25 protein-coding genes are annotated in these 24,180 nt (G+C 66.9%); 13 read left to right on the top strand and 12 right to left on the bottom strand.

Features of this window, described 5'->3' with window-relative positions; genetic code table 11:
• The first annotated feature begins 123 nt into the window (after positions 1 to 123).
• Together moaA and L8G49_RS14480 are read left to right on the top strand one after the other, a co-directional pair.
• A complete protein-coding gene (gene moaA, locus L8G49_RS14485; protein ID WP_242186500.1) occupies positions 124 to 1,134 on the top strand; it encodes a GTP 3',8-cyclase MoaA in 1,011 nt (336 codons plus the stop codon).
• A complete protein-coding gene (locus L8G49_RS14480) occupies positions 1,131 to 1,910 on the top strand; it encodes an NAD kinase (protein WP_242186499.1) in 780 nt (259 codons plus the stop codon). Before moaA ends, L8G49_RS14480 begins: the two co-directional genes overlap by 4 nt.
• 35 nt (positions 1,911 to 1,945) lie before the next feature.
• On the opposite strand, the gene L8G49_RS14475 is transcribed toward L8G49_RS14480, so the two are convergent.
• The 4 genes from L8G49_RS14475 to L8G49_RS14460 all read right to left on the bottom strand — a co-directional run bounded on the left by L8G49_RS14475 (position 1,946) and on the right by L8G49_RS14460 (position 5,016).
• Positions 1,946 to 2,482, bottom strand: a complete 537-nt coding sequence (locus L8G49_RS14475; RefSeq protein ID WP_242186498.1) for a GNAT family N-acetyltransferase — start codon at positions 2,480 to 2,482, stop codon at positions 1,946 to 1,948.
• Positions 2,475 to 2,897, bottom strand: coding sequence for a nucleoside-diphosphate kinase (gene ndk, locus L8G49_RS14470; RefSeq protein WP_242139092.1), 423 nt, complete (start codon positions 2,895 to 2,897; stop codon positions 2,475 to 2,477). Before ndk ends, L8G49_RS14475 begins: the two co-directional genes overlap by 8 nt.
• Positions 2,898 to 2,981: 84 nt before the next feature.
• The gene (locus L8G49_RS14465) at positions 2,982 to 3,425 is read right to left on the bottom strand and encodes a DNA polymerase III subunit chi (protein ID WP_242186497.1); all 444 of its coding nucleotides are present in this window, start codon (positions 3,423 to 3,425) and stop codon (positions 2,982 to 2,984) included.
• Positions 3,426 to 3,543: 118 nt separating this feature from the next.
• Positions 3,544 to 5,016 carry a leucyl aminopeptidase gene (locus L8G49_RS14460; RefSeq protein ID WP_242186496.1) on the bottom strand — a complete coding sequence of 491 codons (1,473 nt, stop codon included), beginning with the start codon at positions 5,014 to 5,016 and terminating at the stop codon, positions 3,544 to 3,546.
• A gap of 168 nt (positions 5,017 to 5,184) precedes the next feature.
• Here L8G49_RS14460 and lptD point away from each other — a divergent pair, with 168 nt between their 5' ends.
• The 4 genes from lptD (at position 5,185) to rsmA (ending at position 10,795) form a co-directional block, all read left to right on the top strand.
• Entirely contained in the window at positions 5,185 to 7,422 is a 2,238-nt protein-coding gene (gene lptD / locus L8G49_RS14455) for an LPS assembly protein LptD (RefSeq protein ID WP_242186495.1), read from the top strand.
• Between the two features lie 100 nt (positions 7,423 to 7,522).
• Positions 7,523 to 8,944 (top strand): peptidylprolyl isomerase, encoded by a 1,422-nt coding sequence (locus tag L8G49_RS14450; RefSeq protein ID WP_242139096.1) that lies wholly within the window; start codon positions 7,523 to 7,525, stop codon positions 8,942 to 8,944.
• A gap of 19 nt (positions 8,945 to 8,963) precedes the next feature.
• Positions 8,964 to 9,956: a 4-hydroxythreonine-4-phosphate dehydrogenase PdxA gene (gene pdxA, locus L8G49_RS14445; protein ID WP_277923298.1), complete on the top strand. Its 993-nt coding sequence runs from the start codon at positions 8,964 to 8,966 to the stop codon at positions 9,954 to 9,956.
• On the top strand, positions 9,953 to 10,795 hold the full coding sequence (gene rsmA, locus L8G49_RS14440) for a 16S rRNA (adenine(1518)-N(6)/adenine(1519)-N(6))-dimethyltransferase RsmA (protein ID WP_242186494.1): 843 nt from the start codon (positions 9,953 to 9,955) through the stop codon (positions 10,793 to 10,795). The genes pdxA and rsmA overlap by 4 nt, the downstream gene beginning before the upstream one ends.
• A 296-nt stretch (positions 10,796 to 11,091) precedes the next feature.
• Here the strand turns inward: rsmA and L8G49_RS14435 are convergent, their stop codons facing one another.
• The 5 genes from L8G49_RS14435 to L8G49_RS14415 form a co-directional block, all read right to left on the bottom strand.
• Positions 11,092 to 11,616, bottom strand: a complete 525-nt coding sequence (locus tag L8G49_RS14435; RefSeq protein ID WP_242186493.1) for a hypothetical protein — start codon at positions 11,614 to 11,616, stop codon at positions 11,092 to 11,094.
• 34 nt (positions 11,617 to 11,650) lie between these two features.
• Positions 11,651 to 12,823 carry an RsmB/NOP family class I SAM-dependent RNA methyltransferase gene (locus L8G49_RS14430; protein WP_242186492.1) on the bottom strand — a complete coding sequence of 391 codons (1,173 nt, stop codon included), beginning with the start codon at positions 12,821 to 12,823 and terminating at the stop codon, positions 11,651 to 11,653.
• Between the two features lie 249 nt (positions 12,824 to 13,072).
• Positions 13,073 to 14,530, bottom strand: a complete 1,458-nt coding sequence (guaB, locus tag L8G49_RS14425; RefSeq protein WP_242139100.1) for an IMP dehydrogenase — start codon at positions 14,528 to 14,530, stop codon at positions 13,073 to 13,075.
• A gap of 95 nt (positions 14,531 to 14,625) precedes the next feature.
• Entirely contained in the window at positions 14,626 to 14,940 is a 315-nt protein-coding gene (locus L8G49_RS14420; protein ID WP_242186490.1) for a hypothetical protein, read from the bottom strand.
• Positions 14,941 to 15,067: 127 nt separating this feature from the next.
• Positions 15,068 to 16,675: a phosphoenolpyruvate carboxykinase gene (locus L8G49_RS14415; protein ID WP_242186489.1), complete on the bottom strand. Its 1,608-nt coding sequence runs from the start codon at positions 16,673 to 16,675 to the stop codon at positions 15,068 to 15,070.
• Between the two features lie 202 nt (positions 16,676 to 16,877).
• On the opposite strand from L8G49_RS14415, the gene L8G49_RS14410 reads away from it, so the two are divergent.
• Genes L8G49_RS14410 through L8G49_RS14380 form a run of 7 tightly spaced genes read left to right on the top strand, consistent with a single transcriptional unit; the run spans position 16,878 to position 22,024 of the window.
• Complete coding sequence (locus L8G49_RS14410; protein ID WP_242186487.1) at positions 16,878 to 17,585, top strand: response regulator transcription factor; 708 nt, start codon at positions 16,878 to 16,880, stop codon at positions 17,583 to 17,585.
• Positions 17,554 to 19,149 carry an ATP-binding protein gene (locus L8G49_RS14405; RefSeq protein ID WP_242186485.1) on the top strand — a complete coding sequence of 532 codons (1,596 nt, stop codon included), beginning with the start codon at positions 17,554 to 17,556 and terminating at the stop codon, positions 19,147 to 19,149. The genes L8G49_RS14410 and L8G49_RS14405 overlap by 32 nt, the downstream gene beginning before the upstream one ends.
• Positions 19,146 to 19,568: an HPr kinase/phosphatase C-terminal domain-containing protein gene (locus tag L8G49_RS14400; RefSeq protein WP_242186483.1), complete on the top strand. Its 423-nt coding sequence runs from the start codon at positions 19,146 to 19,148 to the stop codon at positions 19,566 to 19,568. Before L8G49_RS14405 ends, L8G49_RS14400 begins: the two co-directional genes overlap by 4 nt.
• A complete protein-coding gene (gene rapZ / locus L8G49_RS14395) occupies positions 19,565 to 20,506 on the top strand; it encodes an RNase adapter RapZ (protein ID WP_242139107.1) in 942 nt (313 codons plus the stop codon). The genes L8G49_RS14400 and rapZ overlap by 4 nt, the downstream gene beginning before the upstream one ends.
• Positions 20,507 to 20,536: 30 nt before the next feature.
• Positions 20,537 to 20,944 (top strand): PTS sugar transporter subunit IIA, encoded by a 408-nt coding sequence (locus L8G49_RS14390; RefSeq protein ID WP_242139108.1) that lies wholly within the window; start codon positions 20,537 to 20,539, stop codon positions 20,942 to 20,944.
• The gene (locus L8G49_RS14385; RefSeq protein WP_242139109.1) at positions 20,944 to 21,216 is read left to right on the top strand and encodes an HPr family phosphocarrier protein; all 273 of its coding nucleotides are present in this window, start codon (positions 20,944 to 20,946) and stop codon (positions 21,214 to 21,216) included. The genes L8G49_RS14390 and L8G49_RS14385 overlap by 1 nt, the downstream gene beginning before the upstream one ends.
• A 7-nt stretch (positions 21,217 to 21,223) precedes the next feature.
• A complete protein-coding gene (locus tag L8G49_RS14380) occupies positions 21,224 to 22,024 on the top strand; it encodes an RNA methyltransferase (protein WP_242186481.1) in 801 nt (266 codons plus the stop codon).
• Here the strand turns inward: L8G49_RS14380 and L8G49_RS14375 are convergent.
• The 3 genes from L8G49_RS14375 to L8G49_RS14365 are packed head-to-tail and all read right to left on the bottom strand — an operon-like array spanning position 22,021 to position 24,082.
• Positions 22,021 to 22,365, bottom strand: a complete 345-nt coding sequence (locus L8G49_RS14375; protein WP_242186479.1) for a PilZ domain-containing protein — start codon at positions 22,363 to 22,365, stop codon at positions 22,021 to 22,023. The genes L8G49_RS14380 and L8G49_RS14375 overlap by 4 nt on opposite strands.
• Positions 22,366 to 22,379: 14 nt before the next feature.
• Entirely contained in the window at positions 22,380 to 22,517 is a 138-nt protein-coding gene (locus L8G49_RS14370) for a hypothetical protein (RefSeq protein WP_242186478.1), read from the bottom strand.
• 38 nt (positions 22,518 to 22,555) lie between these two features.
• Complete coding sequence (locus L8G49_RS14365; RefSeq protein WP_242186476.1) at positions 22,556 to 24,082, bottom strand: DNA recombination protein RmuC; 1,527 nt, start codon at positions 24,080 to 24,082, stop codon at positions 22,556 to 22,558.
• Between the last annotated feature and the right edge of the window lie 98 nt (positions 24,083 to 24,180).

Here is a 24,180-nt window from a genome sequence, read left to right as displayed (position 1 = left end):
GAACGTCTTTCTACGATCAGCGGGAGCAGATGTGCCCGTCCGGGGTTTAGAAGATATCAACACGATGTCCTAGGGTGCGCGGTAGGCTTGTTCCGCGCCAATTGAAGGCTTAGCTCAGGGACAATGACAACAGTTTCCCCCTCCATCGATCGCCCGTTGCAGGACCGGCACGGGCGAACCATCAGCTATCTGCGCATCTCGGTGACCGACCGATGCGACCTGCGATGCCGCTATTGCATGTCGGAACAGATGACGTTTCTGCCGCGTAGCGCTCTGTTAAGTTTGGAAGAAATCGCGATCATTGCCGAACGCTTCATTGCGCGCGGGATCAACAAGATCCGCTTGAGCGGCGGTGAGCCGCTGGTGCGTCGTGATGTCGGCGAACTGATCCGCCGGCTCGGTCGCCATGTCGGCACCGGGCTCGACGAATTGACCATGACGACCAACGGAAATGCGCTGGCGCAGCATGCGGCGGCGATGGTCGATGCCGGGATGCGGCGAATCAACGTCAGCCTCGACAGCCTCGATGCCGATACCTTCCGCTACGTCACGCGGCACGGCGACGTTGCCAGGGTAACCGCCGGCATCCTGGCCGCCCGGGATGCGGGCCTCGCGGTCAAGATCAACATGGTCGCGCTGAAGGGGCTCAACGAGGATCATATTGCTCCGATGCTCAACTGGTGCATCGACGAGGGCCTAGACCTCACGTTGATCGAAACCATGCCCCTTGGCCAAATTGATGAGGACCGCGCTGACCGCTTCGTGCCGCTGACCGCAGTGTTCGACACGTTGCGCACGCAGTTCGCGCTCGTCCGTGATTCGCACCGAAGCGGCGGGCCGGCCCGCTATTGGCGGGTTGATGGGACCGAGACGAAGCTTGGCCTGATATCGCCGCTCACCGGCAACTTCTGCGATACGTGCAATCGGGTGCGGCTGACTACCGAGGGTGTGCTCTACACGTGCCTCGGCCATGACGATAAGGTCGACCTCAAACAGGTCCTGCGCGAACAGGGTGTCGGAGGCCTCGACGCAGCGCTAGATGCGGCCATGCTCACCAAGCCGGCACGGCACGATTTCGATATCGCCGCTTCGACCCCGGCCGTCGCCCGCCACATGAGCGTCACGGGCGGATGACCGACACGCCGCGACGGGCGCTGGTCGCGTCGCCGACACCACCGGCGCAGGCGGCGTTTCAGGCCCTGACCGAAAGCCACGACTGGGTTTCCCCGGAAGATGCCGAGCTGATCGTCGCGCTCGGGGGGGACGGGTTCATGTTGCAGACGCTGCATGCAATGCTGGAGCGCCGCAAACCCGTCGTGCCGGTATTCGGCATGAACCTCGGCACCGTCGGTTTTCTGATGAACGAATGGCGCGCCCACGGCCTGGAGGGGCGGCTGGATCGTACGAAGGCCTTCAAGGTCGTCCCGCTGTCGATGATCGCCACCACGATCAGTGGGGAAACGCATGCATTGCCCGCGATCAACGAAGTCTCGCTGCTGCGCGAAACGCGGCAGACCGCCAAGCTGGAGGTGACGGTCAACGACCGGGTCGTTCTGCCCGAACTGGCATGCGACGGGATCCTGGTTGCGACACCAGCCGGATCGACCGCGTATAATTTGTCTGCGCAGGGACCGATACTTCCGCTGGGATCGAACATGCTGGCGCTGACGCCGATCAGTCCCTTCCGGCCCCGGCGCTGGCGCGGCGCAATCCTGCCCGACAAGACCCGGATCAGCCTTCGCGTTCTCGAGCCGGGCAAGCGCCCGGTCAGCGCGGTCGCCGATCAGCGCGAAATCCGCGATGTCGCCCTCGTCGAGATCGCGATCGACCGGACACGGGAACTGACATTGCTCTTTGATCCCGAACACGCGCTCGACGATCGCATCACGATGGAGCAATTCGCGGCCTGAAACGCGGGACGTTGCCCGGCGGGCGACACGAGCCGCTACGGCAATAACGACCGGCCATAGACGAGGTCGTCATGGACCACGGCGCCTACGCGAAACTGCCGGGTGCCGACCACCGCGAAACCCTGACGTTCGTAAAAGCGATGCGCGCGGTAATTCTCGCCCCATACGCCGAGCAGGATGCGGCGGCGACCGAGACGTAACGCCGCGTCGACAGCGGCCTGCATCAGCGCAGGACCGAGTCCCGAACGATGCATCCGCGAGAGGCTGTAGATCCGACGCAGCTCGATATCGCCCGGTTCGAGCGCAACTGGCAGGTCGATCGTGCTGGTCATCACCGCATAACCGACCGGTGCATGCCCGGGCACGATTTCCCCGAGCAGCACCGCATCGCCCGGATCGCTTGCCCAGCCCGCGAAGGTTTCGGGCCGGTTCTTGGCCGCGCAATGCGCCACCAGGTCCGAACCGTCGAGCGACCCGGCATAAGTATCCAGAAACGTCGCGGACGCGACGAGCGACAGGGCGTCGGCATCCGCCGGCCCTGCCGCGCGCACGCGCCAGTTGGGATCAGCCAACGATTTCTTCGGGCTTGAAGAAATAGGCGATCTCGATCTCGGCATTCTCGTCGCTGTCCGAACCGTGCACGGTGTTCGCCTCGATCGACTCGGCGAGTTCCTTGCGGATCGTGCCGGCTTCGGCGTTCGCCGGGTTGGTCGCACCCATGATGTCGCGGTTGCGCTGCATCGCGTTCTCGCCTTCGAGAACCTGGACGACGACCGGGCCCGAGATCATGAACGAGACGAGCTCACCGAAGAACGGGCGTTCCTTGTGAACGGCATAGAAGCCCTCGGCCTGCTCGCGGGTCATCTGGATGCGCTTGGACGCGACGACGCGCAGGCCGGCTTCCTCGAGCATCTTGGTGACGGCACCCGTCAGGTTGCGACGCGTCGCGTCGGGCTTGATGATCGAAAACGTGCGGTTCGCGGCCATGACCGTGAAGCTCCTGTATGGTGAGGAAGGGAATGCGCGTCCCCTAGTCGCGGCATTCGGGCGATGCAACCCGCCCGCTTGGCTTCAGGCCGCCTGCTCCCAGCGGCCGTCGTCATTCTGCTTCCAGTAGCGCCGGTCGACTCCGTCCCGCTCGCCGAGCACACGCCACGCCGCGCGGGCCTCGACGATTCGCTCGTCGTCGAAGAAGTGGAAGGCGCGGTCGAAGCCGAGCGCATCCTCGCGCCACACCCCGTCGGCCAGCGCGACGTTGCGCGCCGCGTTGGCGGCGTTCGGTTCGGCGGAGATCAGGATCGGTTGCAGCGCATCGCTGGCATCGCCCGCGACCTGCGCATGCGGGAGGAAGCTTTCCGGCGCATAGGTCCACAGCAACCGGTCGAGCGCAGCGCGCTGCTCGCCGCTCTCGGCCACGACGAGTAACCGCCCGCCGCCCCCGACCACCCGCTCCGCGATGCGAGGGAGCACGCGGTCGAGCGGCTGAAGCGTCAGGTGGTAGAAATCGACCTGCATTGCTGTCCTTCGCCGTGTTCCTGCGAAGGCAGGAACCCAGGGTCATGTGAAATAACGCCTTTGGCTTACGTGACTCCTGGACTCCTGCTTTCGCAGGAGAACAAAAGCCGTTGGCGGATCAACCTTCGAAGTTATCCGCCACGAAGCGATCGAGCAGGCGCACGCCATAGCCGGTCGCGCCCTTTTCGTAATTCGGACCGGCCTTGTCCGACCACACCATTCCGGCGATATCGAGATGCGCCCACTTCACGCCATTCTCGATATAGCGAAGCAGGAACTGCGCAGCCGTGATCGATCCTGCGCCGCGCGGGCCGACGTTCTTCATGTCGGCGATCGGCGAATCGATCAGCTTGTTGTACGCATCGCTCATCGGGAAGCGCCACAGCAGGTCGCCCGACGCCTTGCCGGCCGCAAGGAGCTGATCGGCCAGCGAATCGTCGTTCGCGAAACAGCCGCCATGCTCATGGCCGAGGCTGACGATCATCGCGCCGGTCAGCGTCGCGAGATCGACGATCGTCTTGGGATGATGCGTCCGCTGGACCCAGGTGAGTGCGTCGCACAGCACCAGTCGGCCCTCGGCGTCAGTATTGAGCACCTCGATCGTCTGCCCCGACATCGAGGTCAGCACGTCGCCCGGGCGAATCGCGTTGCCGTCGGGCATGTTCTCGACGAGGCCGCACACGCCGATGACGTTCGCCTTGGCCTTGCGCCCGGCGATCGCCTTCATCGCGCCGACCACCGCGCCCGCGCCGCCCATGTCCCACTTCATGTCTTCCATGCCCGCGCCGGGCTTGAGCGAAATGCCGCCGGTGTCGAACGTAACGCCCTTGCCGACCAGCGCGAGGTCGGGATCGCCCGCACCCTTCCCGCTCCACTTGAGCGCGAGCAGTTGCGCGTTCTTGACCGAGCCCTGGCTGACGCCGAGCAGCGCGCCCATGCCGAGTGCGTGCATCTCGTCCTCACCGAGGACCGTGACCTCGAGGCCGAGACCTTCGACCTCGGCCAGCACCTTGGCGACGAAGCTCTCGGGGTAGATCACGTTCGGCGGCTCGGCGACGAGCGTACGGGTCAGCTCGAGGCCTTCGGTCAGGGCCTTCTGCGGGACCCAGGCGGCGTCGCTGCCCTCGGGCGTGTTGTGGAGCACGATGCTGGTCAACGTCGGCTTCGACTTTTCGGGAAGCTTGGTGCGATAGATATCGTGACGCCAGCCGCGTTGCGCCGCGGCACCCGCGAAGCGGGCAACGGCCTTCGCCGTCGCGGCGCTGCCCGCGAAATCGACGCTGACCTGGCTGACGCCCGAGGTCAGCAAACGCCCCGTCAGCGCGCCGCCGGCCTTCTCATAGTCCATTTCGCTACCGGAACCTGTACCGATCAGAAGCACGCGCCGGGCGGCACCATTCTGGTCGATGAACGTCTCGACGACCGCGCCGGACTCCCCGTCGAACCGGCTGGCCTGGGCAGCGGCCTTGAGCAAGTCGACGGCGCGCGCATCGACCAGCCCGGTCGCCAGCCGCGACAGCGCTTCCTTTTCGACGGTGAAGGCAAGGGCCGCGCCGGACGCCGGAGCCGCGCTGGAAAACTCGATATGCATGGAAAACAAGCCTCGATCGATCATTCACAATGAGTCGTCAGTCTCTAGGCCAGTGCACGGTCGCTGGCAAAGCGCGCTTTGCGCGATTGCAGCGCGCCGATGTCGATGCGATAGGGCATGATCGACCAACGGCCGCCGGCCTCATCGCATTTAGGTGTTTGTTCCGACGTGAAGCGTGCCGTCCTCCTTGCCAGTTGCGCTGCCCCGCTCGCGCTGATCGCCCTTCCCGCCGTCGCGCAGGACCTGCAGACGCGTACCGTCGCGCCCCCGCCACCTGCTACGACTCCCAGCGCCAATGACGACCAGGTCCAGTTCAACGCCGGTCAGCTGCAATATGACAGCAAGGAGGACATCGTCACCGCGACGAGCGACGTGCGGATGTACCGTGCCGGCGATCGCCTGCGCGCCGACAAGGTCGTGTGGAACCGCAAGACCGGAAAGGTCCTGGCGACCGGCAATATCGCGATCGTCAATCCCGGCGGCGACACCGCTTACGGCGATTCGATCGAACTAACCGATGCGTTGAAGGACGGCATGGTCGACAACATGCTGCTCGTCCTGGAAAAGGGTGGACGTCTGGCGGCGCGCAAGGGCACCCGTTCGCTCAACGAGACGGTGACGCTGGAAGACGCAGCCTATACGCCGTGCGCCGTCACCACCGGATCGAACTGCCCGAAAGAACCGTCCTGGAAGATCACTGCCGTTCGCGTGATCTACCGTCCCGAACGTGGTCGGATCTATTACAAGGGCGCGCGGATCGACCTGTTCGGCTTGCCGTCGCTGCCGCTCCCCGCTTTTTCGAACCCGATCGGTGGCGGCAACGACAGCGGCCTGCTGAGCCCGGACTTTCGCTACGGTCGCGTCAACGGGTTCGAATTCGCACAACCCTATCATTTCGCGCTTGCCCCGAATCGCGGCCTGACGATCACCCCGCGCGTGTTCAGCAGCGTCCTCCCGATGCTGCAGGCCGATTACGAAGCGCTCAACACGCTCGGCGCCTATCGGATCACCGGATATGCAACCGCCAGCCCGCGCAGCAACAACCTGCTGCTGCCGACGCCGCCGGGCACACCCGATTCGTTCCGCGGCTATCTCGATGCGTCCGGGCGCTTCCAGCTGAACCCGAACTGGAGCATCTCCGGGTCGCTCCGCCTGGCCAGCGATCGTACGTTCCTGCGGCGTTACGACATCTCGCGCGACGATCGGCTGCGCACGACGATCAACCTGGAGCGGATCGACCAGGACAGCTACTTCTCGATCGCGGGATGGTATGTGCAAACCTTGCGGGTCGCCGATCAGCAGGGAACGCAGCCGATCGCCTTGCCCGAAATCGACTATCGCCACCGCATCGCGAACAGCTTCCTCGGCGGCACGTTCACGTTCCAGGCGAACAGCCTGGCGATCACCCGCACCGCCGGCCAGGACACGCAGCGGGCCTTCGCCAGCGCCCGGTGGGACCTGCGCAAGATCACCCCATGGGGGCAGGAGATCACCTTTACCGCCTTCGGCCGTGGCGACCTGTACAACACCAACGACTCGCTTGCGACGACGGTTGCCAATTACCGCGGCGAGGACGGGTTTCACGGTCGGCTGATCGGTGCCTTCGCGATCGATATCAAATACCCGTTGATCGGTACGTTCCTGACCGGGACGCAGCGCCTCATTCCGCGCTTCCAGATCGTCACGTCACCGCAGACCGGCACGCTGGCGATCCCCAACGAGGATGCGCGCTCGGTCGATCTCGAGGATTCGAACCTGTTCGCGCTCAACCGATTCCCTGGGTACGACCGGTTCGAGGATTCGACCCGGTTCACCTACGGACTCGACTGGCAGGTCGATCTGCCCGGGCTGTCGTTCAGCACCAACGTCGGGCAAAGCTACCGGCTCAACAGCCGCCCCACTCTGTTCCCCGACGGCACCGGACTGTCGCGCCGCGTTTCGGACATCGTCGGTCGCAGCGAACTGCGCTTCCGCGACTTCGTCTCGATCATCCACCGCTACCGGCTGGACAAGGACGGGCTGGCGATCCGCCGCAACGAACTCGATGCGACGATCGGCTCGCGCAGCACCTATTTCCTCGTTGGCTATCTCCGCCTCAACCGCAACATCGACCCGACGCTCGAGGATCTCCGCGATCGCGAGGAAGTGCGGCTGGGCGCGCGGGTCCAGTTCGCGCGCTTCTGGTCCGCCTTCGGCTCGACCGTCATCGACCTCACAGACCGGAACGAGGACCCCCTGTCGCTCGCCGATGGATTCGATCCGGTCCGGCATCGCCTCGGTGTCCAATATGAGGACGATTGCCTGCGTCTGGGTGTCACGTGGAAGCGCGATTACCAGAACACGGGCGACGCGCGCAGCGGCAACAGCTACCTGTTGACGCTGGCGTTCAAGAATTTGGGGCGCTAACGCTAGGCCGGACAAGACCGTGGCCGCTAAGCCACGGTTCAGCCACATGGCTGCACTAGGGGCATGGCCGAAGACTGGCTGTGCGGGATGGGATTGGGATTTGGTGACGATTACGACAGGCAAGACGGTGCGGACGGTGCGCCGTTTGGGTTTCGGAGCGATGCTCGCGGCGTCAGTCGCCATGGCAGGTGCGTCGATCGCGCAGACCGCGCCGGACCCGGCGGGGCCGGACGCCGCTGAACAGCAGGCGTCCGCCAATCGCAGCGGCAATCTCGACCTCCCGACCAACCCGCAGATCTTCGGCAAGATCGACCCCAACGTCCGCAAGCCGACCGCCATCGTCAACGGCACCGTCATCACCGGCACCGACGTCGACCAGCGCCTCGCCTTCCTGCTCGCCGCGCGCGACATGAAGCTGTCGGAACAGGAAATGGCGCAGTATCGCCTGCTCGTGATCCGCCAGTTGATCGACGAAACGCTGCAGATCCAGGAGGCGAAGACCGCCGACGTCAAGATCTCGCTCGAAGAGGTCAACAAGAGCTACGATTCCATCGTCCGCAGCAATTTCGGCAAGTCCACGCCCGAAATGCGCGCCTATCTGCGCAGCATCGGATCGTCCGAGCGCTCCTTCAAGCGCCAGGTCGAGGCCGAGCTCTCGTGGAACCGCTATCTCCGCCGCAAGGTCGACATCAACGTCGGCGATGAGGAAGTGCAGGCGATCATCGACAAGCTGAAGAAGCAGCAGGGCACGACCGAATATCACGTCCGCGAGATCTACCTGTCGGCAGGCGGCGACCGGTCGCAGGAAGTGTTTGCGCAAGAGCAGCAGATCATGGCGTCGATCCAGAAGCGCGAAAAGGGCGACGACAGCTTCGGCTATTATGCCGGTGCCATGTCCGAGGCATCGACGCGGTCGACCGGCGGGGATCTTGGCTGGCTCAACGAAAACCAGCTGGCACAGCTGCCGCCGACGCTGGTCGAGGCGATCAAGACGATGCAGCCCGAGCACCTCGCCGGTCCGATCGAAGTCCCCGGCGGCTTCTCGATCATTTACCTGGTCGATACCCGGAAGGTCGGCGTGGCCGATCCGCTCGATGCGAAGCTGACGCTGAAGCAGTTGAGCGTTCGCTTCCCGGACGGCATCACGCAGGCGCAGGCTGACGTTCGCGTCACCGAATTCGCCAAGCTGTCCAAGACGATCCGTGGTTGCGGCGAAGTGGCCAAGGTGGCGTCGGCACTGGGTGCCGAGGTGGTCGACAACGATTCGGTCCGGATCCGCGATCTTCCGCCAGCGCTGCGCGACATCATGGCCAAGCTGAGCGTCGGCGAGTCCACGCCACCGTTCGGCTCCGCCAAGGACGGCATCCGCTCGCTGGTCCTGTGCGGCCGCGACGAATCGTCCGGCAGCACCGTACCGGGCGTCGAGCAGGTGCGCGGCCAGATGGAGAATGCCCGCGTCAACCTGCGTGCGAACCAGCTCCTGCGCGATCTTCGCCGTGACGCGATCATCGAATATCGCTGATCCCTCCGCCTTTACGCCGCTGGCGCCGATCGTCATCTCGATGGGCGATCCGGCCGGTATCGGGCCAGAGATCCTGGCCAAGGCCTGGGCGAAGCGGCGCGAAGCCGGCCTGCAGCCGTTCTTCGCGACCGGCGACGTGCGGGCGATTTCGGCGGTGTGGGACGGGCCGGTCCGGCCGATCTCGCATCCCGACGCGGCACGCGGCGTGTTCGACGACGCGCTTCCGGTCCTGACGGTTGAGGATGGCGGCGAGATCGTGACGGGCCGGCCGGACGTCGAGGGCGCGCGATGTGCGTTGCGGGCGCTGGAACTGGCCGCCGGCCTCGTCCGATCGGGGGCAGCGCGTGCGCTGGTCACCGCGCCGGTCTCGAAGGCGCAACTGTATCACATCGGCTTCACCTATCCCGGCCAGACCGAATTCGTGGCGGAGCGGTGCGGCATCGCCGGCGAGAATGCGGTGATGATGCTCGCCGGTCCCGACCTCCGAGTCGTGCCGATCACGACGCACGTTCCGCTGGCCGAGGTCAGCGCGCTGCTGTCGATCGAACTGCTCGTCGCGAAGGGCCGTGCGACGGCACGCGGGCTGACCCGCAATTTCGGGATCACCAACCCCCGGATCGCCTTTGCGGGGTTCAATCCGCATGCCGGCGAAAGCGGCGCGATCGGACGCGAGGAGATCGACATCATCGCCCCCGCCGTCGCCCAGCTTTGCGCCGAGGGGATCGTGGCGACCGGGCCGTTCGCTGCCGACACGCTGTTCCATCCCCGCGCGCGCCTGAACTATGATGCGGTCATGTGCTGCTATCACGATCAGGCGCTGATCCCGATCAAGACGCTGTATTTCGACGAAGGCGTCAACATCACGCTCGGCCTGCCGATCGTGCGGACCTCCCCCGACCACGGCACCGCCTTCGACATAGCGGGCAAGAACATCGCCGAGCCGGGCGCGATGATCGCGGCGATCCGCCTCGCCGGGGACGCCGCCGACCGCCGCGCCGCCGCCGACGCGTGAGCCTGCCCGACGCGCCGTTGCCACGGCCAGACCTTCCGCCGCTGCGTGACGTCATCGCGCGCCACGGCCTGGCGGCCAGCAAGGCACTCGGGCAGAATTTCCTGCTCGACGCACAATTGCTCGCGCGGATCGCCCGGATTCCCGGGGACCTGACCGATGCCGAGGTGCTGGAGATCGGCCCGGGGCCGGGCGGGCTGACCCGCGCGCTGCTCGCCGCCGGGGCTCGTGTGACCGCGATCGAACGCGACCGCCGCTGTATCCCGGCGCTGGCCGAACTGAGGGAAGCCTATCCCGGGCGGCTGACCGTCATCGAGGCCGACGCGCTCGAGATCGACGCCGTTCCGCTGTTCGCGGGCAAGCCGCATATCGCCTCCAATCTCCCCTACAATATCGGCACCGCGCTGCTGGTCCGGTGGCTGTCCGCCGACTGGGACCCGTGGTGGCAGAGCCTGACGCTGATGTTCCAGCGCGAAGTCGCCGACCGGATCGTCGCGCGGACCGACGACGATGCCTATGGACGGCTCGCCGTGCTGGCGCAGTGGCGCAGCAAGGCGACGCTGGCGATGCCGGTCCATCGGTCGGCCTTTACCCCGCCGCCCAAGGTGATGTCGGCCGTGGTGCATCTGCTGCCCGAGCCTGCGCCGCAGGCGGTCCGCTTCGCCACGCTGGAACGACTGACCGGGGCCGCCTTCGGCCAACGGCGCAAGATGCTGCGCCAAAGCCTCAAGGGCGTACCCGGCGCGCTCGACGCCCTGGCGGCGGTCGGAATCGATGCGACCCGGCGCGCGGAGACGGTCAGCGTTGCCGAATTCGTCGCCGTCGCGCGCGCCCTGGGATGATGCGCCGCGCGGAAGGTTAGGGGAAAGTTAGGCGGAATCGTATGCGCGGCCGCCCCATCCCGCGGTGCAATCCTAGAGGAATCCGGTGATGAGAAAGAGCATCGTCCGATCCTAGCGCGCCAGACGCGTGTAGGACAGCGCGATGCGCCTGGGCGGGGCAAGTCCGGGCGCCACGACAACCAGCGGCGCAAGCTGTGGCGACGCCGGGCCTCCTGCCGTCACACGGAAACGGGGTGGCGTCGACGCGTCTTCCCGGCAGGATCAAGGCGAACGTCACCCAGCCCGAACGGCGGGACTCAGTCCTTGGCCGCTCCGCCCACGGCCCCCGGCGGCGGCACGACGGTGGAGGCGGCGGCGGTCACCACCGGCGGACCCTTGGCGATCGATGCGGACAAGGCCGCGATTTCGGGACAGGCGCGCTTGGCGCAGACCGTGCGGATCTTGGCGAGATTGTCCTTGGCGCGTTGCACCGCGCCGCGCGCGACCAGCGCCTCGCCCTGCCCCCGCAAGGCAACGACGTCGTTCGGATCGAGCGACAGCGCCTCGCGGTACAGCCGGATCGCCTTGCCCGGCAACGCGCGGGACTGCGCGACTTGTCCCAGCACGACGAATGCATCGCGATTGCGCGGATCGACCGCCACCGCGCTCTCGAGCATGTCCGTCGCCGCATCGAGATTGCCGGCCGCCTGCAGCATCCGCCCCTTTGCCAGCAAGGCGAGCGACCGCGCGTCGATCGCGTCCTCGGCACGCTGCCCCTGAACGGATGTGCCGATCGTCAGCAGCGTCAGCGCGGCTGCGACGGCGACAGAGGTATAACGCATGAGAGACTCCAGCTTCGGCACGGCGACAGCGGTATCACCCACGCGTCAGTCGTGCGACAAAAAACCCGTCGGTCGCATCGTGCGCCGGCGTGAGCCGCATCCCCGCGCCATGGGCCCGTCCGGCCGGCAACCGCAGGGGTTCGCCATGCCATCCGGCATGATCGGCCAGGAACGCGGCGACCTGCCCCGCGCCCTCCTCGTCAAGCAGCGAACAGACGATATAGACCATCGCCCCACCCGGCCGCACCAGTTCCGCACCCACCGCGAGCACATGCTGTTGCGTCGCGACCAAACGGTCGAGGCGTTCGGGGCTCAAACGCCAGCGCGCTTCCGGGTTGCGCCGCCAGGTGCCCGTCCCCGAGCAGGGCGCATCGATCAGCACGCAATCCGCGCTCGCCGCCCAATCCGCCAGCATCTCCGATTCCCGCCCCGGGTTGAGCAGGCGCGTCTCGACCCCGTCCACCCCCGCCCGCTCGGCACGCGGCGCCAGCCGCGCCAGCCGGTTGCGATCGGTATCGGTGGCGAGGATGGTTCCCTCCCCGTGCATTTCGGCCGCCAGCGCCAGCGTCTTGCCCCCCGCACCGGCGCACAGGTCGACGATCCGCTGGCCGGGTCGCGCGTCGGCCGCGAGCGTGACGATCTGGCTGCCGGCGTCCTGCACCTCGAGAGCGCCGTCGGGAATGCCCTCGAGCCGGTCGACATCGGTGCCGGTCGGCAGCCGCAAGCCATCCGGCAAGCCAGCGATCGCGACCGCCCCGTCGATCGCGACGTCCTCCGCCCTCGCGCGATTGACCCGCACGTCGAGCGGTGCGCGGTCGATGAGGGCGGGAAACTCGCCTTCGTCGAGGCCCGACGCCCGCAACCGTTCGAGCAGCCAGTTGGGCGCAACCCCGGGCCAGGCCTTGCTCTCGCCATCGCCGATCCTGGCGGGGCCATGGCCGACGCCGTCGAACGTCTCGGCCAGCGCGGGATCCTCGGCGGCGAGCGCCAGCATCGCGGCGCGGCCCGAGCGCGGGCGTTCCCCGAGCGTGCGGATCGCGGCATAGACCAGCTCCCGGACCGCGCGGCGGTCCTTGCTGCCGGCGTAGCGACGGTTGGCGAAATACCGCGCGACGATCGTATCCGCCGCCGCCCCGGAATCGCGCGCCGCCACGATGATCTCGTCGAGCAGCTCGATCGCGGCCTGGGTTCTTGCAGCGGGGGTCATTGGCGGTCTTTCGGGGGCAATCGTGTGTCGTGGCGTGCCCATAGCCTGTCTAGGGCGCAATCACCTAAAAGCTGCGTCCAGCTCAAGCCGCTTCCTCCTAAAGCGCCTTCCACCTTAAGCCTCTTCCCCGGCGAAGGCCGGGGCCCAGTCGAGGAACAGTGGGTTTTGAACGCTGCGCGTGATTACGTCGGCTAGCGTGACTGGGCCCCGGCCTCCGCCGGGGAAGAAAAGGAAGAGAGCGCGAGCCGCTCAGCGCGTCGGGTAATTCGGTGCCTCGCGTGTGATGTCCACGTCGTGCACATGGCTTTCCTTGAGGCCAGCGCCCGTGATCTGGACGAAGCGCGCGCGCTCCTGCAACGCGGTGATGCTCGACGATCCGGTATAGCCCATCGCCGCGCGGATGCCGCCGACGAGCTGGTGGATCACGTCGCGCGCCGGGCCCTTGAACGCGACCTGCCCTTCGATCCCTTCGGGAACGAGCTTCATCTGGTCCTTGATGTCGCCCTGGAAATAGCGATCCGCCGAGCCGCGCCCCATCGCACCGACCGAGCCCATGCCGCGATACGATTTGTACGCACGGCCCTGGAACAGGAAGGTGTCGCCCGGGGCTTCCTCGGTGCCCGCGAGCAGCGAGCCGATCATGCAGGCCGATGCGCCCGCCGCTAGCGCCTTGGCGAGATCGCCTGAGGTGCGCAGGCCGCCGTCGGCGATGACCGGCACGCCCATCTTCTGGCCGACTTCGGCGCAATCCATGACGGCGGTCAGCTGCGGCACGCCGACCCCCGCGACGACGCGCGTGGTGCAGATCGACCCCGGGCCGATCCCGACCTTGATCCCGTCCGCGCCCGCATCGATCAGCGCGCGCGTCGCTTCGGCGGTCGCGACGTTGCCCGCGATGACCTGGACCGAATTGCTCAGCTTCTTGACCCGCTCGACCGCGCGCGCGACGTCGCGGTTATGGCCGTGCGCGGTGTCGATGACGACGAGATCGAGCTCGGCATCGACCAGCGCGGCGGTGCGGTCGAACCCCTTGTCGCCGACCGTCGTTGCTGCGGCGACGCGGAGCCGCCCGGCGGCGTCCTTGGTCGCGTTCGGGTAGGTGACCGCCTTCTCGATGTCCTTGACGGTGATGAGGCCGATGCAGCGATACGCCTCGTCCACCACGAGCAGCTTCTCGATCCGGCGATGATGGAGCAGGCGACGCGCCTCCTCCTGCGTGACGCCCGGCGAAACGGTGGCAAGGTTCTCGTGCGTCATCAGCTCGGAGACCGGCTGGCGCGGGTTCTCGGCGAAGCGGACGTCGCGGTTGGTGAGGATGCCGACGAGGACGCCGTCCGCGCGGACGACCGGGATGCCGCTGATCCGGTGATGCTTCATCAACGCCTGCGCATCCGCCAGCGTCGCATGCGGCTCGATCGTGATCGGGTTGACGACCATGCCGCTCTCGAACCGCTTGACCGCGCGCACGGCTGCGACCTGTTCGTCGACTTCCATGTTGCGGTGGAGCACGCCGATCCCGCCCAATTGCGCCATGACGATCGCCATGTCGGCTTCGGTCACGGTGTCCATCGCGGACGAGAGGATCGGGATGTCGAGCGAGATCCCGCGCGTCACGCGCGTCGCGGTGTTGGTCTGGCTCGGGACGATGTCCGATTCAGCGGGCACCAGGAGGACATCGTCGAAAGTGAGTCCGAGGCGAATGTCCATGGGTGCCGGTCCTGCGCGGGGGGAGAAAAGCGAGTCGTGGCGGTCCATGTAACCGCCGACCCCGCAAAGCGCCAGACCGCAGCCCGAATTCCCCTTTAGCGTTTGGCGAAGAACCCCGAGGCGAGCGTGCCGAGTTGCCCGAGCACCCCGCCCTGCTCCCCCAGCAGCCCGGCGAACTTGGCAAGCGCCCCCTCGCCGCCGATCTGTGCAACGATCTGCTGGAGTGTTTCGGCCGAGAACCCCGTGCTGGCGGCGGCAGTGCCGACCGTATCCCCCGGGGCGGCATGCGCCTGGCCGAGCGCCTGGATCGCCTGCTCGACCTGTTCCGGAGAGAGGCCGACCTTCGCCGCAAGGTTCTTGACGTCCACGTTCTGCGAAACCTGGCCGAGCAAATCGTCGAGCATTCCCATGCCGTTGGTACTCCATCTACAGTCGCCATGCCGGGGTCGTCCCGACATCAACGGTGGCGCGCATCCTGCGCCGCCGAATGTGGCGCAAGGGTGACCCCGGGACAAGCCCGGGGTCATGGATCGCGGATCAAGCCGGCGCGTGGACCTTCGGCGCGGACTGCCGCACGCCTTCGTCGACATGCTCCGCGAACTGCGCGAAGTTGTCGACGAACAGGTCGACGAGCCGGGCCGCCGTGGCGTCATACGCGTCCTTGTCCGCCCAGGTCGCGCGCGGGTCGAGGATTGCACTATCGACCCCCGGCACCGCGACCGGCACCTTGAACCCGAAGTTCGGGTCGGTGCGGAACTCGGCGTCGTTGAGGCTGCCGTCGAGGGCCGCGTTGAGCAACGCCCGCGTCGCCTTGATCGGCATCCGGCTGCCGACGCCGTACTTGCCGCCGGTCCAGCCGGTGTTGACCAGCCAGCAGTCGACCCCGCCCTTGGCGATCCGCTCCTTGAGCAGATTGCCGTAGACCGACGGATGCCGCGCCATGAATGGTGCGCCGAAGCAGGTCGAGAAGGTCGCGTCGGGCTCGGTCACGCCGATCTCGGTCCCCGCGACGCGCGCGGTATAGCCCGAAAGGAAATGGTACATCGCCTGTTCCGGCGTCAGCTTTGCGATCGGCGGGAGGATGCCATAGGCGTCCGCGGTCAGCATCACGATGTTGCGCGGGACCGGCCCCATGTTGTCCGCGGACGCATTGGGGATGAAGTCGATCGGATACGCCCCGCGGCTGTTCTCGGCGAGGCTCGCGTCGTCGAGGTCGAGCTGGCGCGTCACCGGGTCCATCACGACGTTCTCGAGGATCGTCCCGAACCGCTTGGTCGTCGCGAATATCTCGGGTTCCGCGTCGGCCGAAAGCCGGATCATCTTGGCGTAGCAGCCGCCCTCGAAATTGAAGACGGCGGTGTCCGACCAGCCATGCTCGTCATCGCCGATCAGCGTGCGGCTCGCGTCCGCGCTCAAGGTCGTCTTGCCGGTGCCCGACAGGCCGAAGAACACCGCGGTGTCGCCGTCGGGCCCCATGTTGGCCGAGCAATGCATCGGCATCACCCCGGTCGGCGGGAGGAGATAGTTGAGCAGGCTGAACACCGACTTCTTCATCTCGCCGGCGTACCGCGTACCGCCGATCAGGATCAGCTTGTCGGTGAAGTTGACCGCGATCACCGTCTCGCTGCGGCAGCCGTGCCGCTCGGGCGAGGCACGGAAGCTCGGCAGGTCGATGATCGTGTAATCCGGCACGAAGTCGCGCAGCTCGGATTCCTCGGGCCGCACCAGCATCGTGCGGATGAAGCTGTTGTGCCACGCCAGTTCGTTGACGACGCGCACCTTCACGCGGTGCTCAGGTTGCGAGCCGCCGAACAGGTCCTGGATGAACAGGTCTTCCTTGTGGCGCAGTGCTGCGAGGAAATCCGCCTTGAGCGCGGCGAAATGCTCCGGGCTCATCGCCTTGTTGCTCTTGCCCCACCAGACGGTCGACTCCGTCTCGGCGTCACGGACGATGAACTTGTCCTGCGCGGAACGCCCGGTATGCGCGCCGGTTTCGACGACCAGCGGGCCATCGGCGGACAATTTGCCCTCGCCGCGCGAGATCGCGGCCTGGATCAGGCGGGCGGTGACGAGGTTCCAATGAAGGCTCGCGCGGGTCTCGATGCCCTGCGCGTCCAGCCCCGACATGGGGATGCGTTCGCTCACAATATCTTCTCCTACTGTGCCGACCATCGTGGGCCTGCATACGTATGCTTTGGTTTCCGGCGCATATCGTTGCCATGTCCCGCGGTCAAACGTAGCGACGGCGCGCGCGACCGAGGATGGGACAGCGTCCGTTCAGCTTCCATTGAGGCTGGGGTCGTAATGGATTAGGGCCGATCTTCAACGACACGAGGCCCCTTCGCCGATGACGGCAACGATTGCCCTGGTCGATGACGACCGCAACATCCTGACGTCGGTTTCGATCGCGCTGCAGGCCGAGGGTTTCGTCACCCGGCTCTATTCGGATGGCGAGACTGCGCTCAAGGCGCTGGTCGACAATCCGCCCGATATTGCGATCCTCGACATCAAGATGCCGCGGATGGACGGCCTCGAGCTGCTGCGCCGCCTGCGCGAGAAGAGCATGGTCCCGGTGATCTTCCTGACCTCGAAGGACGACGAGCTGGACGAGGCGCTCGGGCTCGCGATGGGCGCGGACGATTACATCGCCAAGCCGTTTTCGCAGCGCCTTCTGATCGCCCGGATCCGCGCGATCTTGCGCCGCGCAGAGGTATCGCAGGGCGGCCCCGGCGCGGAGGAGCCCGCGGCGGAAACCAATCTCGTGCGCGGGCGGCTCGCGATGGACACCGCGCGGCACCGCGTCACCTGGGACGGCGCCGCCGTCACGCTGACCGTCACCGAATTCCTGATCCTCGAGACGCTGGCGCAGCGCCCCGGTATCGTGAAGACCCGCAACCAGTTGATGGACGCGGCCTATCACGACGACATCTACGTCGATGATCGCACCATCGACAGCCACATCAAGCGCGTCCGCCGCAAGTTCCGGCAGGTCGATGCAACCTTCGATGCGATCGAGACACTCTATGGAGCGGGCTATCGATTCTCCGAGGAATGACGAGCCCGCGCGCGAGGAGGATGCCCGCGCGCTGTCGCTCCGCTGGTCCGCGCGCGTTTCGCTCACGCCGCGGATCCTGTTCGTCAACGTCTTCGCGCTGGCGATGCTGGCAGGCGGATTCTTCTACCTCGATTCCTACCGCAGCCGGATCGTGGACGGCCGCGTCACCCAGTCGATCCGCGAAGCCCGGCTGATCGCGGAGGCGATCGTCGCCGTGCCGGACGCGCAGCGCGACGGGCTGGCGCTGAAGCTCGCGCGCGACATGGGCGCGCGGGTGCGGATCTATGATGCCAGCGCGCGCCCCGTGATCGACACGCGTGCGCTGGGGCTGCGCAACTTCGTGCTGCAGGACCCGGACAAGCAGGACTGGAGCCAGGCGTCCGCGCGCTTCCTCGACGCGGTGATCGACACGGTGGTCGGCACCCCGCGCGCGCCCTTGTACCGCGAGCACGTCTCGGGGCTCAACTGGCCCGACGTGCGCACCGCGCGCGATACCCCGACGGTCGCCGCCACCGTCTGGCGTGCGCCGGATCGCACGCCCGTCATCACCGCCGCCGCGCCCCTGCCTCGAGGCGGCGTCGTGATGACGACCAACAATGCGCGCGAGATCACGCAGACCGTCCGGGTCGAGCGCTTCCGCCTCGGCATCGTGCTGATGATCGTCTCGATCGTCTCGATCCTGCTGTCGCTGTTCCTGGCGCGGACGATCGTCCGGCCGCTGCGGCGGCTGGCGCGCGCGGCGGTGCGGGTCCGGGTCGGGCGCGCGCGCGAGGTCGTCGTTCCGCGATTGCCCGAACGCCGCGACGAAATCGGCATGCTCGCCCGCGCCTTGTCCGACATGAGCCTCGCGTTGCGCGCGCGGATCGACGCGATCGAGGCCTTTGCCGCGGACGTGACGCACGAGATGAAAAATCCGCTCGCATCGCTGCGCTCGGCGGTCGAGGGCATGGCGCTGGTCAAGGACCCTGCCCTGCAAGAACGCCTCCTCGCGATCGTGCGCGACGACGTCCACCGGCTCGACCGGCTGATCACCGACATCGCGGAAGCCTCGCGACTCGATGCGCAGCTCAGCCGCGCCAAGTTCGAGGCGGTCGATCTCGGCGCGATGCTCGCCGCGCTGATCGCGGGGCGCGACGCGCGTGGCGTCGAGCGCGGCATTCGGCTCCGCCTCGTGCTGCGCGATGCCAGCGACGCCGGATTCGTCGTGCTCGGCGAAGGCGCGCGGCTGGAGCGGGTGTTCGACAATCTGATCGACAATGCGGTGTCCTTCTCGCCCGAACACGGACTGATCAGCATCACCGTCGCCCGCGATCTCGAGGACGTCGTGCTGGAGGTGGAGGACGAGGGGCCGGGGGTTCCCCCCACCGCGCGCGAGCAGGTGTTCCAGCGCTTCCAGTCGCTGCGCCCGCCCGACGAAGCGTTCGGCAAGCATTCCGGGCTTGGCCTCGCGATCGCGCGGACCATCGTCGAGGCGCATCAGGGGCAGATCACGGCGGAAGCCCGCCGCGGGGGCATCGGCGGCGCGCGCTTCGTCATTCGCCTGCCGGTCAGCGAACCGCGATGACCGCGATGCTGGTGCATGCGACCACGGTTGCGATCGATGGCGCGGCGATCCTGCTGCTCGGGCCGTCCGGATCGGGCAAGTCGGACCTTGCGCTGCGGCTGATCGACCGCGGCGCCGTGCTGGTGAGCGACGATTATACCGTACTGGCCCGCGGCGACGATCGCCTGCTGGCGACCGCCCCCGCGACGATCTCGGGAAAGATCGAGGTGCGCGGCCTCGGCATCATCGCGGTCGAACGGACGAGTGACGTGCCGGTTGTCCTGGCGGTGCGGCTCGATCGGCCGGTCGAACGCATGCCGGTACCAACCACCGCCGACTATGATGGGATAACGATCCCCGAGATCGCGATCGACCCATTCGAGCTTTCCGCGCCGATCAAGGTGGAATTGGCGCTGCGGCACGCTAGAGAGGCGTCATGACGCTTGACCCCAAGGAAATCCTGCTCGTCACCGGCATGTCCGGCGCGGGCAAGTCGACCGTGCTGCGGACGCTCGAGGACCTGGGCTGGGAGGTCGTCGACAACCTGCCGTTGCTCCTGCTCGATCGCCTGCTGAGCGCGCCCTTGCCCGAAGGCGCCGAACGCTCGCGCCAGCCGCTTGCGCTCGGGATCGGGGCACGGACGCGCGACTTCGATTCGGACCGCATCGTCGAACGGATCAAGCATCTGCGCGAGAAGTTCGGCCACGACATCGGCACGCTGTTCCTCGACTGTGCGGGCGGCGAACTCGAGCGGCGCTATTCCGAGACCCGCCGGCGGCATCCGCTGGCGCTCGACCGCCCGGCCGCGGACGGGATTGCGCGCGAACGCGAATTGCTGGCGCCGCTGCGTCGCTGGGCGAACCGGCTGATCGATACCACCGACCTGACCAGCAACCAGCTGGCGCAACAGGTGCGCGACACGTTCTCGCGCGAGCATCAGGACGGGCCGACCCTGTCGGTCATGTCGTTCGGCTTCGCGCGCGGGGTGCCCCGCAACGCCGACCTCGTGTTCGACATGCGGTTTCTGCGCAACCCGCACTGGGTGCCGGATTTGCGGCCGGGCACGGGGCTCGACGCGGATGTCGCGGCCTATGTCGCGCAGGATCCTGCCTACGGCGCGGCGGTTGGCCGGATCGAGGAGCTGCTGCTCCTGCTGCTTCCGCGCTATCGCGCTGAAGGAAAGTCTTATTTGACGGTAGCGTTCGGGTGTACCGGGGGGAGACACCGGTCCGTGCATGTCACCGAACGCGTTGCCGCGCGGTTGCGCGATGCCGGATTTTCGCCCACGGTCGCACATCGGGATCTCGCCGCCGCCCCGCAAGACTCGCTGGAGGGGGCGCCGGACGAACGCCAGCAAGACGGAACGGCAGTAGCGTGAAATGGGCGGTTGCATGATTGGGGCGGTACGATGATCGGGCTGGTTCTCGTGACGCATGGCCGGTTGGCCGACGAATTCGTAACGGCGATGGAGCATGTCGTCGGCAAGCAGGAACGGGTCGCGACGGTCTGCATCGGGCCGGAAGATGACATGGAAGAACGCCGCAACGACATTGCCGCCGCGATCGCGCGCGTCGATGCCGGCCGCGGCGTGATCCTGCTGACCGACCTGTTCGGCGGAACCCCCTCCAACCTCGCCATTTCGCTGCTGGAGCGTGGCCGCATCGAAGTGATCGCCGGGATCAACCTGCCGATGCTGATCCGGCTCGAATCGGCCCGCAAGGCCATGAAGGTGGTCGACGCGGTCGCCGCCGCGCGCGAGGCGGGGCGCAAGTATATTTCCGTCGCGTCAGAGGTTCTGGGCGAGGCAGCGGCTTGATGTCGGTCAGCCGCAGCGTCGTCATCACCAACCGGCGCGGTTTGCACGCCCGGGCCAGCGCGAAGTTCGTGACGCTCGCCGCGACCCAGCCGTGCGAGCTCCATGTCGAGAAGGACGGGGCCGGATCGGTCACCGGTACCTCGATCATGGGGCTGATGATGCTGGGCGCCGCGATGGGCGATACGATCACCATCTCCGCGCAGGGCGACCAGGCCGAGGCCGCCGTCGGTGCGCTGTGCGCACTGGTCGAGGCAAAGTTCGGCGAGGATTGAACGCCGCATGCCCCGCGAAATCACGGCTTATTCCAACCCGCTGATCAAGCGGGTGCGGTCGCTGCGCGAGAAGCGCCACCGCCGGGAGGAAGGATTGTTCCTCGCCGAGGGCCTGCGGATCCTGACCGAGGCCCGCGAGGCCGGGCGGATCCCGCAATACCTCTTCTATGCCCGCGACAGCGCGGCGCATCCGCTGGTTCGCACGCTGGTCGCGGCGGTCGAGGGCGCGGGCGGCGAAGCGATCGAGACGGTCCCGGACATTCTGTCCAAACTGTCGGGCAAGGATAATCCACAAGCGGTGGTCGGCGTCTTTGCCGAGTTCACGCGGACGCTCGACAGCCTGGATCGCGCGGCATCGCCGATCTGGCTGGTCGCCGAGCGGCTGCGCGATCCGGGCAACCTGGGTACGATCCTGCGTACGGGTGATGCGGTCGGCGCGGGCGGGCTGATCCTGATCGGCGAGTGTGTCGACCCCTTTTCGGTCGAAGCGGTGCGCGCGAGCATGGGCGCATTGTTCACCGTTCCGGTCGTGCAGTGCGACTGGGATCCGTTCCTGGCGTGGTTGCGCAGGGGGCCGGGCCAGCTAGTCGGGTTGAGCCTCGATACCGCTACCGATTACCGCGCCGCGAGCTATGGCGCGCCGACCTTCCTGCTGACGGGCAACGAAGCGCAAGGGATGCCCGACGATTATGCCGCGGCGTGCGATACGCTCGTCAAGATCCCGATGCTCGGCAAGGCGGACAGCCTCAATGCCGCGGTCGCCACCGCCGTGATGGCCTATCAGGTGCTGGATCGGGTTCGGCGCTAGCGGGCGACGGCCGCTCCCGCCGTGCGGGCGACCAGGTGGTCGAACACCGCCGGATGCAGCGGCTGGTCGAACCGGATCCCGCACTGCCAGGCACGCGACCAGCTGACTTTCGCCTCGATCGGCTCGAGCCCGGGGAGCTTGACCCATACCGTGGAGCCGGGCGTGATGGTGAGATTGTCGACGCGGCAGCCCGTCCGCGATACGTCCAGCAGCCCCGCCGGTTGCGCTTTCCAGTTCCGCTCGCGCAACGTGATCCCGACCGTGATCGCGACCCGGTCGCCGATCCGACGTTCGGGATCCTCGTCCGCTACCGGGACGGGACCGAGCGTGGCCTGTTCCATGACGCCCATCCCGCTCAGGACGGTTGCTGATCGCGCTCGACCGCGCGCCGATCGCGCTTGCGACGTTCCTTGCCGTCATAGGCCGGCTGGTCCGCAATCCGCCGATCGGCGCCGCGCCGGTTGATCGCCGATGAGACCTTTACGCAGGGCATACCACATCCTTCTCCGCCCCAGTTTTACGCGGCGGAGGTTAAGAAGGACTCAGGCCCCCCGCCTCAACCTCCTGTTTGAGTTCGGTCTTCGACGTGTCGTCCGCGGGTTCGGACGCCGTCTCGGCCGGGGGCAGCGCGACCGCCTCGCCATAGCGTGCCAATGCCTCGACCGGCGGCACGTCGTCGATCTCCCGCGCCGTCGTCTCGATGTTGAGATCCCGGAACTTGCGACCGGTCACCAGTACGCGGCTTTCGAAGCTCGAGACGAACGTGTTGTAATTGTTGACCGCGCTGGTCAGCCCGCTGCCGACCTTGCGCAAGTCGCCCGCCGCCTTGGCCAGGCGCTCGTACAATTCCTTGCCAAGTTCGCCGATCTGCCGTGCTTCCTTGGCCAGCCGCTCCTGCCGCCACACCGCCGCGACGGTTCGCGCGATCGCGATCAGATTGGTCGGGGTCGCCAGCAAGACCCGCTTGTCGAACGCGAAGTCCCACAGGGTCGGGTCCTGCTCGAGTGCCGCGGTCAGGAAATGTTCGCCGGGGACGAACATGATGACATAATCGGGCGCATCGGCGAACTGGCTCCAATACGCCTTGTTGCCCAGTCCGTTGACGTGGGCGCGCATGGCGGCGGCGTGCATCGCGAGCCCCTTCGACCGCTCCGCCTCGTCGACCGCGCCAAAGGCATCCTGATAGGCGTTGAGCGACACCTTGGCGTCGATCACCAGGCTGCGGCCGCCCGGCACGGTCACGATCGCATCGGGCCGCAGCCGTCCGCCTTCGTCGCCGCCTGCCACCGATACTTCGGTCTGAAAGTCCGTATGTTCGGACAACCCACAGGTTTCGAGGACATTCTTGAGCTGCTGCTCGCCCCAGCGGCCGCGCGACTTGGGTGCGTTGCGCAATGAATTGACCAGCTTGGCGGCCTCGCTCGACACCTTCTCCTGCCCGACGCGCAACCCCTCGAGCTGCCCCTTCAACTGGTCGAACGCGCTCAGCCGCTCGGCCTCGACCTTGGTCACGGTCTCTTCATACCGCAGCAAACGGTCGCTGACGGGCTGGAGCATCGATTTGAGATTCTGCCCCGCCGTCTCTTCCGACTGGCGGAAGCGTTCATCGGCGCGCTTCAGGAACACGTCCTGCGCATCGTTGAGCAGTTTGTTCGACACTTCGGAAAATTGCGTGGCGAGCAGGTCCTTCGCGTGGAGCAATTCGGCGATCCGCGTCTCGTGCGTTTCGCGCACCAGCTTGAGGCGCGCGTCATCCGCATCACGCATTTCCGCCAGCCGATTCTCGAACGCCGAGGCATGCGTCTTGAGCGCGGTATTTTCGAGCCGCGCGACGTCGCGTTCATCGCGCAGTTCCGCCAGGTCGACGCGCAGCTGCTCGGCGTCTCGCGCGCGTTGTTCGGCACTGGCGAGATCGACGATCGCGCGCCGGAAATCGGCGTCGCGCGCCGCCGCATCGGCGCGGGCGGCGGCCAGCGGGCGATTGCCCAGCAGCCATCCGAACGCCAGGCCGACGAGGAGCGCACCGATCGCAAGCAGGGAAATCGTAAGGCCGGTCATGCTGGGTCTTTCTGGAACATTCTGGGAACCGTAGCGGCGGGGCCGGATGCGGACAAGCGCCGGGCGGGGTCAAATAGCCCGGACGCGCCGGAATGCAT

Origin of the sequence: Sphingomonas sp. CARO-RG-8B-R24-01, assembly GCF_022662295.1 — a bacterium.
In the GTDB taxonomy this organism is placed as follows: Bacteria; Pseudomonadota; Alphaproteobacteria; order Sphingomonadales; family Sphingomonadaceae; genus Sphingomonas.
Note: the sequence above shows the minus strand (reverse complement) of the source record. Positions and strands in the feature narration are given on the sequence as shown.

Excerpts from the sequence above, each read along its gene's own strand:
- moaA (WP_242186500.1), top strand. The coding sequence starts at position 124 with ATGACAACAGTTTCCCCCTCCATCGATCGCCCGTTGCAGGACCGGCAC.
- L8G49_RS14480 (WP_242186499.1), top strand. The coding sequence starts at position 1,131 with ATGACCGACACGCCGCGACGGGCGCTGGTCGCGTCGCCGACACCACCG.
- ndk (WP_242139092.1), bottom strand. The coding sequence starts at position 2,897 with ATGGCCGCGAACCGCACGTTTTCGATCATCAAGCCCGACGCGACGCGT.
- L8G49_RS14465 (WP_242186497.1), bottom strand. The coding sequence starts at position 3,425 with ATGCAGGTCGATTTCTACCACCTGACGCTTCAGCCGCTCGACCGCGTG.
- L8G49_RS14460 (WP_242186496.1), bottom strand. The coding sequence starts at position 5,016 with ATGCATATCGAGTTTTCCAGCGCGGCTCCGGCGTCCGGCGCGGCCCTT.
- L8G49_RS14435 (WP_242186493.1), bottom strand. The coding sequence starts at position 11,616 with ATGCGTTATACCTCTGTCGCCGTCGCAGCCGCGCTGACGCTGCTGACG.
- L8G49_RS14430 (WP_242186492.1), bottom strand. The coding sequence starts at position 12,823 with ATGACCCCCGCTGCAAGAACCCAGGCCGCGATCGAGCTGCTCGACGAG.
- guaB (WP_242139100.1), bottom strand. The coding sequence starts at position 14,530 with ATGGACATTCGCCTCGGACTCACTTTCGACGATGTCCTCCTGGTGCCC.
- L8G49_RS14420 (WP_242186490.1), bottom strand. The coding sequence starts at position 14,940 with ATGGGAATGCTCGACGATTTGCTCGGCCAGGTTTCGCAGAACGTGGAC.
- L8G49_RS14410 (WP_242186487.1), top strand. The coding sequence starts at position 16,878 with ATGACGGCAACGATTGCCCTGGTCGATGACGACCGCAACATCCTGACG.
- L8G49_RS14405 (WP_242186485.1), top strand. The coding sequence starts at position 17,554 with ATGGAGCGGGCTATCGATTCTCCGAGGAATGACGAGCCCGCGCGCGAG.
- L8G49_RS14400 (WP_242186483.1), top strand. The coding sequence starts at position 19,146 with ATGACCGCGATGCTGGTGCATGCGACCACGGTTGCGATCGATGGCGCG.
- rapZ (WP_242139107.1), top strand. The coding sequence starts at position 19,565 with ATGACGCTTGACCCCAAGGAAATCCTGCTCGTCACCGGCATGTCCGGC.
- L8G49_RS14390 (WP_242139108.1), top strand. The coding sequence starts at position 20,537 with ATGATCGGGCTGGTTCTCGTGACGCATGGCCGGTTGGCCGACGAATTC.
- L8G49_RS14385 (WP_242139109.1), top strand. The coding sequence starts at position 20,944 with ATGTCGGTCAGCCGCAGCGTCGTCATCACCAACCGGCGCGGTTTGCAC.
- L8G49_RS14380 (WP_242186481.1), top strand. The coding sequence starts at position 21,224 with ATGCCCCGCGAAATCACGGCTTATTCCAACCCGCTGATCAAGCGGGTG.
- L8G49_RS14375 (WP_242186479.1), bottom strand. The coding sequence starts at position 22,365 with ATGGAACAGGCCACGCTCGGTCCCGTCCCGGTAGCGGACGAGGATCCC.
- L8G49_RS14370 (WP_242186478.1), bottom strand. The coding sequence starts at position 22,517 with ATGCCCTGCGTAAAGGTCTCATCGGCGATCAACCGGCGCGGCGCCGAT.
- L8G49_RS14365 (WP_242186476.1), bottom strand. The coding sequence starts at position 24,082 with ATGACCGGCCTTACGATTTCCCTGCTTGCGATCGGTGCGCTCCTCGTC.